Raw genomic sequence first — 12,555 nt, forward strand, 5'->3', positions numbered from 1 at the left:
CGCTTAGAGTATAAAAATAATTAAATTTTATATAATTCTAAAAGCTATATTGAGCTTTCCCAAGGGCAATCATTTCATTTAATATATTTATCTTAGTAATTACTTCGTTTTTTCTTCCTTTCTCTGTTTTTTGTTGTAAGTTAAAGCCAAACGTTCGCTTCAACCTAAACATAAACGATTCAACCCTTGACCTTTGATGATAGCCGCTATTAATTTTCCATGCTTTTAAACCTTCATCAAAATTTTTATATTCTCTAATTCCTTTTATTACTTTATCTCTGTAAGCTAAATGTTCTTTCTCTACCTTGCTTTTATTCTTTAATTCATCTTGTGACTTAGATGTTCGTGCTGGGGGCATTAAATCTTGTGCTCCCCAATCATATATTATCTTTCTAAACTCCTGCGTATCATAAGCTCCATCTGCTATAACGGTTTTAGCTTTGCCTGTTATCTCTTTGCTCATATCACCAACAACTTCACAGTCGTTTGTGTTACTATCCGTATAGGCTACAGATAGTACTTCCATACTATCTAAATCGACTGCTACATGTATCTTCTTCCACTGTTCTCTCTTACGATATAATCCATCCTTACCGTTATAATCCATCCTTACCGTATTTCCTTTGATGCCACCCACTGGTGCTATATACATTTACTCCGGTACTATCAAATACTATCTCTTTCCCTGAACCTTTCTCTTGTACTCCAATATTTTTTACTCGTAACTTTAGCTTACTAGCGATTCTTGATGCATGGGCATAATCCGGTATTCTTAAATCCTTACCCGCAAATATTTTGCTAAACATTCCTTCTGCAAATCCGCTTGTTGCTCGCCATGGCAATCTTAATAACAGCTTAATTGTTAGCAAATATTCATACATCTTGCTATTATATCTTCTCGCTCCTCCTTGCCTCTGTTCCCCTCCATAATATAACTCTTTTAAATATTCTTCACAAAATGTGAAAATTATTGTTCCTCTTTTCTTTAAACTTCTGTTATATTCTTTCCAGTTGCAAACTTTTTGTAGCTTTGACATACACACTTGTGGTTAAGTTTTTTGTCAATTTACTACTTTTCTTAGTTCGCAGCTACTTTTTTTATATCTACGCAACAAGGTCTTGCGAGGAGCGAAGCATTGTTGCAACCTAGAAAATAATTAAAAAAAAATTCTGTAAATCAGAATTTTTAACTGGATTGCTTCGTCAATTACTTTGTAATTTCCTCGCAATGACGGAAAAGCAGGTCCACGCTACAATGTCACGCGAAATGGCATAGAATAAAAATTGTTCGGTATATAGGTCAAGCCACGGGATGACAGTGGTGAAATCGAGCTATGCAACAATGCTACGCGAGAATGACATCACCTAATTTTTCACCCAGTGCAATATCTTCATTAACCTCAAATTTTTATTGACTTTTAGTCGAAAAGATATAAAGCTTTACAGCTAGAAATTTAAAATTAATAAATATTATAAAAAAATATATATTAGTGATTAGTATACTTCTAATAAGCGGAACTATATTTGCTCAAAGTCAAATATCTAATTTAGTTGTACCGGTTAGCTATTTTATAAATCATGTATCGCAATTAGAAAAGCTAAAAGAAAATCTTAATAAATACAAGCAATCTAGTGTAGTAGGGGGAAGCGGTATGGGTAAAACCCAGCTTGCTAGGATGTACGCTTATGAAAATAAAGATAACTATAATATAATTTGGTTTATTGATTGTAATCTAAATATAGAGCAGCAATTACTCAAATTATCTAAAGCTATTAATATTGAGGTAAAATCACCGGTGATTTCAGAAGATATGGCAGTGATGAGGAACGATTTAATAGCTATCTAGCAAGTAAAGATAAATGGTTGTTGGTATTTGATAATTTTAAAAATAGGCGAGAATAAGAAAATAGAAGATTTTATTAATTGGGAATATAACGGTAATATTATAGTTTGTTCTCAAGATGATGAATTATTTGTAGAAGTCAAGATTTAATCTTACAGACATTATAAAAATTATATCTGAATGTCTGATAAGTTATGACTGTCAGATGAGTATTCAAGATATAAGATTTCGTTATTCTTTTCAACAGCTAACTTTTTACTATCCATAAAAGTCTGCATAGGTGTTTTTCCATAGCAATATTTACCGGAATGCGGTCTTTCATTATTATAATATTCTAGCCAAATATCAAGATCTAGTTGTAGATCATCAAGATCAGTATAGATCTTTTTACGCATAGCAGTATCAAAGAATTCTTGTTTCATAGTTTTATTAAAACGTTCACACATACCATTTGTTTGAGGAGAATATGCTTTAGTAGTAGTATGCTCAATACCCTCAATGCTTAAGAACAATTCAAAAGCATGATGTTCTATATTACCTTTATACTCACCACCTCTATCAGTTAAAATACGAAGTACTGGTATTTGCTGACTCTCATACCATGGTAACACTCTATCATTAAGCATGTCAGCAGCGGTAAGTGCTGTTTTATCAGTATATAGTTTAGCCTCTGCAACCCGAGTGTAACTATCAATAAACACTTGAGAATATACCTTGCCTATGCCTTTAAAATTACCTACATAATATGTGTCTTGGCATCCTAGATAACCTGGATGCTGTGTATCAATCTCACCATGAGCTTCTTTCTCGCTACGCCGTTTCTCTAATACTTGTAACTGAGCTTCGGTAAGAACAATACCATCCTGAGCCATTTTGGCTTCTAATGCTTTAAGTCTTTTATTGATATTATTTAAATCATTACGTAGCCAAATAGATCTAACTCCTCCAGGTGATACAAGAATACCAGTCTTTTTAAGCTCATTTGATACTCGCAGCTGACCATAAGCAGGGTATTCTATTGCCATATCTAATACTGCTCTCTCTACGGCAGGATCAACTCTATTCGCTATAATTGGCTTCTTCCGACTAATCTCATATAATGCTTCTTCTCCTCCTGTTTCATATAACTCTTTAAACCTATAATAACTGTCTCTACTGTAACCCATAGCTTTATATGCTGACGATATACTACCAAGACTCCTAGCTAATTCTAGTAATCCTATTTTTGGCTTTATTATTTTTTGATTTAGATTCATCTCTAATCCTCCATTTAATATTATCTTAATTTTACTAAATGTAAGATTAAATCTCAACTATTACATATGAAATAAGTAATATGTATCTTGCAGCCGCTAAAGCTAGTTGTGCTTTACCTAAGAAATTTTGGTATGAAAAATTCCGTAATAATCAGATAGAAAAATTTGGAGCTGATCATCCGAATAGTATTAAAATTTTAAACCTTAAATGTGATGGTTCAAATTAGCTAGAATTTTTTCTGATTAGTGCAATAAAAAAGCCGAAAGCGGTAAGAATAATTCCAAGCCAAATAAAGCTCATCATTGGTTTATAATATATTTTAGCATGAATTATATCGCCGTCTATATTACTTAAAACGGCGTAAAGATCATATGATAAGTAAGAATATATATCACTTTCTTGCGATAAGCTCTTCTCAACTATATAAAGCCTATTTTCCGGCTTTAATATAGTTATATTACGGCTATTATCCTCAAGCCAAAATTCAGCGATTTGTCTATAATAATTTTTACCTTGAGCAAACTTAATATTTTGCAAGGTTATTTTAAATTCGTTAAATGTTTTGCTTGCCCCTATTTTACCAGTAAAATCCATTTCACTTTGTAATAGTGCATTCATAGTAATACTGAAAGCAATTAGTGCAAAACCAAAATGCCCTAAGGTCATACTAGTAGTACTTGTTTTAAGCCTATTTCTAAAATAATTAGTTTTAATCAAAAGATAATAAACATTATGAAGCATCAAAAATATAGATGCGATTATAGTTAAAATCGATATAACACTAAATGTTACTTTTAACGAGATAAAATAAGTAATTATTAGAGATAATATTAGAATTATAATATGTTTTTTAATAGAGCTTTTAGTAGTAAATAATCCTATAGTACAAAGAATAGGGATAACGAATATAATAAAATTATTAACAAAAAATGTTTCACCGATAATAATAGGTTTATCGTCAAATAAAGAATAAATTGGCGGGTAAAGTGTGGCAGCTATTAGCACAATAAGGCTAAGGAGAAAGAAGATGTTGCCGAGGGTTATACCAGCCATTGTGAAGCCACGAAAGTGGCTGTGGCAATCTCGGTCAGTTTCCTGAGATTGCTTCGTCGATGCTGATGCATCTCCTCGCAATGATGTGGTAGTATACAACGAAGTACTACCAATCCCCATAATCAAGAATATCCCAAGTAAGTATATTCCTCTCTCAGGTGAGAATGCAAAAGAGTGAATTGAGGTAATAAAACCGGAGCGTACTAAAAAAGTACTAAATATTACGAGCAAAAAAGTAACAATTGATAAGATTATCGTCCAGTTTTGCATTCGGTTTGTTTTGGTAGTAACTATTATAGAATGATGTAGCATAATTCCGGATAACCAAGGAAATAGCGAAATATTTTCTACCGGGTCGAAAAACCAAAATCCACCCCAGCCGAGTTCTCTATAGGCCCACCAAGAACCTAGGCTAATGCCGATAGTAGTAAACAAGATACCAATATTGGAAAATGTTTTGAGAAAGCGTATGTCATTAATGGATTCCTGCTTTCGTAGGAATGACATAGAAGAGGAATGGAATAACATAGCGGCACAAACAATAGTAAAAGGCATTACATAGCTGACATAGCCTAAATAAAGCAGAGGAGGATGGATGCTCAAAGCAATATCTTGGAGCATCGGGTTTAGTCCAAGCCCCTCTTTAGGAGCGAAAGAAAACACGTTAAAAGGATTGGAGGTAAAGTAAATAAAACTACTAAAAAATAGTTGTATGGCTGATAGAATAATAATAGATGAAAATTTAAGACGGTTATCTTTAAGTAAAAATATATAACAGCAACTAACGATTTGTAATAAACAAAACCATAATAACATTGAGCCTTCGTGGCTTGACCAACTACCGGCTATTTTATATATTAACGGCTTTAAGATGCTAGAATTTAAGAAAACATTTTGTAGTGAAAAGTCAGAAATAATAAAAGCATAGACTAGGGTAAAGAAAGCGAGTACGGGGCATAAGGCACTTGCGTAGAAAGAAAAACTGATAATATTGTCATTGCGAGGAGGCACGAAGTGTCGACGCGGCAATCTCAGGAGTTTTTGTATTACTTCATGAGATTGCCACGCTCCTTTTAGTCGCTCGCAATGACGCGTTAATAAGCCAAAAACAATCGACATCCCGCTTAAGCACATCGTTGTTAGTAGTAAAAAATTACCGATTTCACTCACTGCTTATTGTTTCCTCGGTAGTAGGTAATACGGTAATTTTTACGCTATCAATCTTATTGGCAATTTTCTTTAAAATTATTATTTTAAAGTTAAATATTTCAATTACTTCTCCTTGATTTGGAATTCTAGCAATTTTATGGATTATTAACCCCGCTATAGTATTTGCATCCTCATCCGATAAATTCCAATCAAGTTCTCGGTTAATATCTCTAATAGTCGTAGTGCCTTTTATAATGAACTCGGTATTAGACTTCTTGATAATTTCATGATTAAGCCTATCATGTTCATCGGTAATAGGTCCTACGATTTCTTCTATAACATCTTCAAGAGTAATAATTCCCTGTAAATCGCCATATTCATCTACAACACAAGCAAAATGATTATTACGCTCTCTAAAGGCATGTAACTGATCTACTACAAGTGCGTTCTCAGGGATAAACCAAGGTGGAGTTAGAAGTTTATTAATATCAACTTTTTTTGCATCATTATTATTTTCGTATAATGCTTTAAGCAAATCTTTTAGATTGAGAATCCCTATTATATTATCTCTATTATCTTGCCACAAAGGTATACGTGTATGAGCCACCGATAATAAAGTTTTAATTATCTCTTCATGAGGTAGGTCAATATTAAGGGCTATAATACTACTTCTGTGAGTCATAATTTCCGATACCGTCATATTACGTATATCTAATATTCCGCCGAGCATATTACGATCGGATTTATAAACTCCGCCTTCTTGATGGTAATGCTCAATCACGCCTCTTACTTCTTCCGTTCCTGATATTTGAGGATTTAAATTAATACGAAATATGAAGCAAAATATTTTTGTAATGTAATCAAGAGCAATATTAATAGGTTTGAAAAGCTTTAAAAATATTACGATAGTTGAAGCCATTTTTAATGCTAATTGTTCAGGCTTAGCAACGGCTATTGCTTTCGGTACTACTTCGGCAAAAACAATAATTATAAAAGCCATAACGCCGGAAGCAACTATTGGTCCGTTATCGCCGAGAAAGCTAATAAAGAGAGTAGTAGCAATAGTGGTACAAACCGTATTGATTAAACTATTACCTATTAATAAAGTTCCTATGACTTTTTCTTTTTTCTTAAGAACCTCTAAAACTGTTTTAGCACGCTTATTACCGGCAATTTTAAGCTTATGAATTTTCCCCGGCGAGGAGGCGGTAATAGCAGTTTCTGTAGCAGCAAATAAAGCTGATAAGGTGATCATTATTATAATAACGATCACAAGTATGATAGTCATTCTTGTTAAATATAAATTAACTATAAATAATTATATTAGGAATTAGGAATTTTGCCTAATGTTTTTTTTGTATACTCAGGTAGAATTTCAAAAATTGGCTACGTCGTTCTACAAGAGCTGCGGTACTCACATATTAAGTATATGCTCCGCTCCGAGGACTTTGAACCGATTACTCTTTTTAAAGTTGCACCAAGTATACTACTTATTCTTATAAGAGTATATTAGAGTCGTCTAGAGTGATCAGTTGTTTTTTGATTCTTCACTAATTCTTGAAATTTATTACTTGATTGCTGTACAGAATTTGTTTTTAACGGTCTCACGATTTCTTGTGCTTGCTGTTGCATTAATAGTGTATTAGCTTGAGCCTTTCTTAAATTTATACCTTGTCCTTTAGATTCTTCAGTAGTTAGAATTTTTTGACCTTTAGAAAATTTTATTGCACTATCGCATACGAAAACTCCGCAATCATAAGCGTTTTCTTGTTGTTTGGTGTTTAGTTCTATTATTTTTGCACCGGGATAAACTTCGTTAATATATTTTGTTACTTTAGGACGAGTTTCTAATGGCTCACCATGGGGTCATTATAAATAAAGTTTATATTTCCTTTATCATCTTTACTAGCCGTTAAGAGTAACCAATGTTTATGCCCTGTATTTAATGGTATAATTGCAGATTTGTTATCTAATAGTAACCCCTCTCCTGTAGCATAAAGAGTATCTTTTAGTATTTCCGGCTCTTCTAAAGAGGCGTGATGAAATATAGAGAATTTATTCTTATCTATATTTGCTTCCAATATATTTTTTATATCATCTTCAGTGTATAAATACTCAGGTTGTTTTATATTTTCTGTATTATAAATACCGGCTTGAGCTTCAGTATCTTCAGTATTTATAACCGGTTATGATTTTTTTTAGGTATTTTTGGCTCTATTAGTGATTTAATTAATTGTTTTTCTGCTTGCAGAGATGCTTCATACATTTTTTGTGTAACTCCTAGTTCTTCCCATGGTTTTGTATTACTCACGGAAGCTTGTTGTTCCGGTTGAGTTATAGAAGGGACAGCAACTACTTGCTGTTCTTGCGTCATTGCTTCCGTAGTTGGAGATGTTGATTTTTGAGTTTTAGGTTCTTCTTTTTTGCCGAATATTTTTTCTTTAAAACTAGTTGCTATATTTTTAAAATAGTTAAAAACTCTTCTAAAAAAACCTTGCTGTTGTGGTTGGTTTTCTTGCGGAGGTTTATATGGTGTTGTTTGTTCTTTTTGTATATCCTCAGCTCTATCTTTCATAACTTTCTTTGTATTAAAATTAAAGTCAATAGGGCTTACCTCAGCTTTACCTAAATCTTTTTGAAATTGCCTAGATATTTGTGATACAAATTTTTTAAAGTTTTCAGCAACATTATTTGGATCTTTTAAGATTTCATTAATTTCAAGTTTCAATCCGTAAATTTGATCTTCAGAGCTAATACCGAATTTAGCAGTGATAAGATTTGTTGCTTCGTCTGCAGAAAGAGGCCAAGTTTCTATAATTACTCTACCACCTTGATTTTTAGCTGTTTTTATTAGTTTATCTAATTTTGCTTTGTCAGGTATCGTACCGGAGAGCAACTGGTCAATTTCACGATCATATACAAGATTGTTAAAAACAGATGTTACTAAACTTATATCCGTAATTGTAGTGGTTTTATCTTTTGGCACTATACCATCGGCTATAGCTAAATTTTGATCTGTTTCATTTGTGAAAAAAACATGATCAACTTTTTCCATAATTTGCTTCCAATAAGCTTCCAGCTCAGGATTTTGGGTTAATGAATTATATTGATCAAAAGTAATAGTAGTTTTTATATTTAAATTTTGCGAATTAATTAAATCTTGTACCCGAAAAATTGGTTTTACATCATTATTGTTAAGTTGAATGTTAAAAATCGGTGTTTTGCCCTCTTTATGGGATCTTTCTAAGATTTCCGAAAAAATACGTTCTTTATCGGATATATGTGATTCTTTATTAACTTGAAGCGGAATAATAGGTAGTTTATTTTGAGCTTCCTGATTGTTTATTCTTTCTAATATCTGATCTTTATTGCCAAGTAAAAGAGTAAATATGATAGGCTCAGCCATTACTAACCTTTATTAAATAAATAGTATTAATATAATTTAATTATCAGAATTTTTGGGCTTCAAATCAAGCTATATTTAATAATCCGTGCTTTAGCTTATATAATTTATCCATTTTATGTGCTAACTCATGGTTATGTGTTACCATAATAACTGCGGTGTTTTGCTCTCTTGCTACTTTTAAAAATAAATTAAATACTTCATTTGTAGTTTTGGGATCTAAATTACCTGTCGGTTCATCAGCTAAAATAATTTTCGGCTTATTAATTAGGCTCCGAGCTATTGCAACTCGTTGTTGTTCTCCTCCCGATAATTCTCCGGGCATATTATAGAGTTTTTTCTCAAGTCCTAAATCATCTAATATTTTGCACGCATCTTCTATTGCTTCTTTTTGATCAAGACCGCTAATAAGTCTTGGCATAATAACATTTTCAAGAACGGTAAAATCTTTAAGTAAGTGATGTTGTTGATAGATAAAACCTAAATAATGAAGACGAATGAGATGATATTTTTGATACTTGCTATTTGGTATAATGACTTGACCGTTTGTAGGTTTATCAAGCAAGCCGGCAATATGCAGTAAAGTTGATTTGCCGCTACCTGAAGAACCTATTATAGCGATTAATTCACCCTCATTAACCGTTAAATTAAGGTCATCAAGTACCCTAACAATAGTTTTGCCTTGGCTGTAATGTTTTGAGATATTTTTTAGAATGAGGACTGTATTATTCATATCTTAGGGCATCCACGGGATTTAATTTTGAGGCTCTATAAGAAGGATAAATTGTCGCAAGAAAACACAATATTATAGATAAAGAGGTAATTAAAATAATATCCTCAGCTCTTACTTTTGAAGGTAAACTATAAAGAAAATAAATAGCTGCCTCGAAAATTTTAGTACCGGTTATACGCTCCAAATAATTCTTGATAGTTTGAATATTATAAGAGAAAGTAACACCAAGGATTACACCTAGCGTTGTGCCAAGTAATCCTATAAACATTCCGTTATAGATAAAAATAAGCATTATTTGCTTAGTGCTTGCTCCCATAGTTCTAAGAATTGCAATATCTGAAGTTTTATCTTTAACAAGCATAAATAAGCTTGAAATAATATTAAATGCGGCAACCGTAATAATTAAAGATAGAATAGTAAACATAGCCGTACGCTCGACGGCAAGGGCGCTTAAAAACTGTGAATTTAAGGTTTGCCAATTAAATACGTATAGGTTTGGACCTAATAATGATTGTATTTTATATGAATATGCAAGAGCTTTATCGGGGTCTAGACTATTAATTTCGATTAAATTAATGTCGTCGCCGAGAGATAAGAAATTTTGTGCTGCGGTAAGCGGCATTAATATCGTTGTCAAATCATAATCATACATACCGCTATTGAAAATTGCGATAATTTTAAATTCTTTTGATCTTGGCATACTGCCAAAGGCGGTAGAAACTGAATTTGGTGAAATTAATCTAATCTTATCCCCAATTGTTACGCCTAAATTACTTGCTAATTGTTCTCCGAGTGCTATTACGTTTTTGCCGTGAAAATCATCAAAACTACCGAAATTTACATTTTTAAAAATTTCATTTCTTAAACTGAGATCCTTTAATTTCATACCTTTAATAAGCGCGCCGCTATTATTGCTTTTACCAAGAGCCAAAGCTTGACCGTGAGCGATGAATGTTACATGCTTTACATAATCTTGTTTTAGGAGTTTAGCTTTAATTTCTTCATAGTTACCAATACTACCGCCTTGCCGATTTATTACTATATCCCCATTTAAGCCGATAATATTTTTAGTAAGCTCTATATGAAAACCGTTCATAACAGACATAACTACTATCAATGCTGTAACGCCGATCATTACGCCTACTAAAGAAAAGGCAGAAATAATAGAAACAAATTTTTCGTTTTTCTTAGCTCTAAAATATCCGAAAGCTATCTTGAAAATAAAATTGTTATTGATCATTTTTTTATTTGTTCTTATATCTATATCGTCATTGCGAGGAGCGAAGCGACGTGGCAATCTAGTTTTTATTTCCTGAGATTGCCACGTTCCTTGCAGTCGCTCGCAATGACGAAACAAAGACCTCTACACTCTATCAGAAATCTCAAAGACTTTATCGTACTTAAATAATTTAGGTAATGTTATTAACCCAAATAGCGTAACAATGGATATAGTAATGCCAAGAGGGGCAAAAGTACCGTTATATAAAAATCCTACTAATTGCAGCCCAAATGCCGTTAAAATCAATCTAGCCGCAGTAAACATAGCCGTCATACGAGCTTTACCGTCCGGAATAGCTTCTAAAAGCAACGGCCATAATATGTTAATCGGATATATCACGCCAAGAGATAATAATAAAGTAACTATTGTTATAGTTAAAGGGTTATTAATATTATATATAACTAATATACTATTTCCTAGTAGGAATAGTATTATAAACATAACTCCAAAATAGAAGCAATTTCTAATACCGAATTTTTTAAAACAATAACCGCTTGAAAAGCTCATAATTGAGAATAGAGCCGCCATTGCTCCTTGATAAAGTCCGAAATATTCTAAAGTTACACCTAAATCTTGCATATATAAAATAGGAGCAATCCCAATAAATATCCAATATCCTTGTGCAAGAAATATCATTGTAAGTATATAATATATAGCTTTTGGTGATTTGAAGATAGGTATATATTCTTTTAAGGAAATATGTATTTTTTTATTAACTTTTCTTTTCGGAATAAATAATATACCAAGAATTAGACTAATCAAACCTACTATAAGCAATAAAACAAAATTACCTCGCCAGCCCCAAAATAAATTGACGTAGCTACCTATAACCGGTGCTATTGCCATAGAAAGAGCAATAGTGCCGTTTAAAATGCCTATTAATCTTTGCTGCTCTTGTACTGAATAAATATCGGCAAGAACAACATATACTAGCACTGCAACCGATGATATCCCGCATCCTTGCAAAAATCTTCCAAATAATATAGCTTCATAATTATTTGCAAATACACAAAATAAACTACCAAGATTAAAAATCAGTAAACCGCGTATAATAATCGGTCTGCGTCCATACCTATCTCCTAAATTACCGACTATAAGCGAAGTAATACAATAAGCGGTTAGATTTACACCGAGTAGTAGTTCCGTCATAAAAGTTGAAAGGTTGAATGTATCTTGTATTTCAGGGAAGCTTGGAACGAATAAATCTATTTCCGCTCCAGCGAGTATTTCCATGATGATTACGGTAATAAGTAATTTCATAAGTAATTGTTAGTTTTAGGTTACGTTGACGATGTCATTCCTGCAAAAGCGTATAGGTGTCAACTTAGGGCGAATCTCATTAGGTGTCATCCCTGCGAAAGCAGGGATCCATGCTAAAAATCTTTAATTTTAAAGATTTTTTTATTATATTTTTTAAAAAGCGAAGGTAATCTCGCTTTATGCTGGATTCCCGCCTATGCGGGAATGACATAGAGCCTTAAGTTGCCCCCGTGTGCTTTTGAGAGGATGACACAGTATTATTTTACTAAAGAAAGAATAAATGAATATTTATGCTCGTCTAGCAATTTTTATTTATCAATGAGTATATACATGACACGATAACAGGAAGACTGAAAGGAAGTGAAAGCAGAAACTTTTAGTGATATATGTTAAGAATAATTATTTCTAACATATGGGACTATTAACAAAATAAATTTTAAAGCTAATTGAGTTTACTTTTGCTGTAAATTATAAAACTTTTTTAAAATAGTATTAACTATACTTTCAAAAATCTTATTAATTTTCGCTAAAAATTCTTTTTAATTATTAATTAGAATTATTTTGTTAACAGCCCCCT

At 32.4% G+C, this 12,555-nt stretch carries 10 protein-coding genes and 1 pseudogene; 2 read left to right on the forward strand and 9 right to left on the reverse strand.

All coding sequences use genetic code 11. The features are described from left to right. Window positions 1-37: 37 nt before the first annotated feature. Entirely contained in the window at window positions 38-607 is a 570-nt protein-coding gene (locus tag AC0ODJ_RS03050; protein ID WP_474464679.1) for a transposase, read from the reverse strand. Beyond that, entirely contained in the window at window positions 597-1,037 is a 441-nt protein-coding gene (locus tag AC0ODJ_RS03055) for a transposase (RefSeq protein WP_121843865.1), read from the reverse strand. Before AC0ODJ_RS03055 ends, AC0ODJ_RS03050 begins: the two co-directional genes overlap by 11 nt. A 453-nt stretch (window positions 1,038-1,490) precedes the next feature. Here AC0ODJ_RS03055 and AC0ODJ_RS03060 point away from each other — a divergent pair, with 453 nt between their 5' ends. Continuing rightward, the gene (locus tag AC0ODJ_RS03060; RefSeq protein ID WP_474464996.1) at window positions 1,491-1,847 is read left to right on the forward strand and encodes an ATP-binding protein; all 357 of its coding nucleotides are present in this window, start codon (window positions 1,491-1,493) and stop codon (window positions 1,845-1,847) included. 167 nt (window positions 1,848-2,014) lie between these two features. Here the strand turns inward: AC0ODJ_RS03060 and AC0ODJ_RS03065 are convergent, their stop codons facing one another. After that, window positions 2,015-3,100 (reverse strand): IS481 family transposase, encoded by a 1,086-nt coding sequence (locus tag AC0ODJ_RS03065; protein ID WP_121834048.1) that lies wholly within the window; start codon window positions 3,098-3,100, stop codon window positions 2,015-2,017. Between the two features lie 80 nt (window positions 3,101-3,180). Between AC0ODJ_RS03065 and AC0ODJ_RS03070 the strand changes: the two genes are divergently transcribed. Then, complete coding sequence (locus AC0ODJ_RS03070) at window positions 3,181-3,327, forward strand: hypothetical protein (protein ID WP_218460898.1); 147 nt, start codon at window positions 3,181-3,183, stop codon at window positions 3,325-3,327. On the opposite strand, the gene AC0ODJ_RS03075 is transcribed toward AC0ODJ_RS03070, so the two are convergent. The 6 genes and pseudogenes from AC0ODJ_RS03075 to AC0ODJ_RS03100 all read right to left on the reverse strand — a co-directional run bounded on the left by AC0ODJ_RS03075 (window position 3,324) and on the right by AC0ODJ_RS03100 (window position 11,978). Beyond that, entirely contained in the window at window positions 3,324-5,165 is a 1,842-nt protein-coding gene (locus tag AC0ODJ_RS03075; RefSeq protein ID WP_371920423.1) for a heme lyase CcmF/NrfE family subunit, read from the reverse strand. The two genes, AC0ODJ_RS03070 and AC0ODJ_RS03075, sit on opposite strands and share 4 nt — an antisense overlap. A gap of 151 nt (window positions 5,166-5,316) precedes the next feature. After that, window positions 5,317-6,591 (reverse strand): HlyC/CorC family transporter, encoded by a 1,275-nt coding sequence (locus AC0ODJ_RS03080; protein ID WP_218460896.1) that lies wholly within the window; start codon window positions 6,589-6,591, stop codon window positions 5,317-5,319. Between the two features lie 221 nt (window positions 6,592-6,812). After that, window positions 6,813-8,709: pseudogene (locus AC0ODJ_RS03085) on the reverse strand (Ulp1 family isopeptidase). 64 nt (window positions 8,710-8,773) lie between these two features. After that, the gene (locus AC0ODJ_RS03090; RefSeq protein WP_218460895.1) at window positions 8,774-9,439 is read right to left on the reverse strand and encodes an ABC transporter ATP-binding protein; all 666 of its coding nucleotides are present in this window, start codon (window positions 9,437-9,439) and stop codon (window positions 8,774-8,776) included. Further along, the gene (locus AC0ODJ_RS03095) at window positions 9,432-10,679 is read right to left on the reverse strand and encodes a lipoprotein-releasing ABC transporter permease subunit (RefSeq protein WP_218460900.1); all 1,248 of its coding nucleotides are present in this window, start codon (window positions 10,677-10,679) and stop codon (window positions 9,432-9,434) included. The genes AC0ODJ_RS03090 and AC0ODJ_RS03095 overlap by 8 nt, the downstream gene beginning before the upstream one ends. Window positions 10,680-10,802: 123 nt before the next feature. Then, a complete protein-coding gene (locus AC0ODJ_RS03100) occupies window positions 10,803-11,978 on the reverse strand; it encodes a multidrug effflux MFS transporter (protein ID WP_474465006.1) in 1,176 nt (391 codons plus the stop codon). Between the last annotated feature and the right edge of the window lie 577 nt (window positions 11,979-12,555).

This window comes from Rickettsia senegalensis (assembly GCF_056135685.1).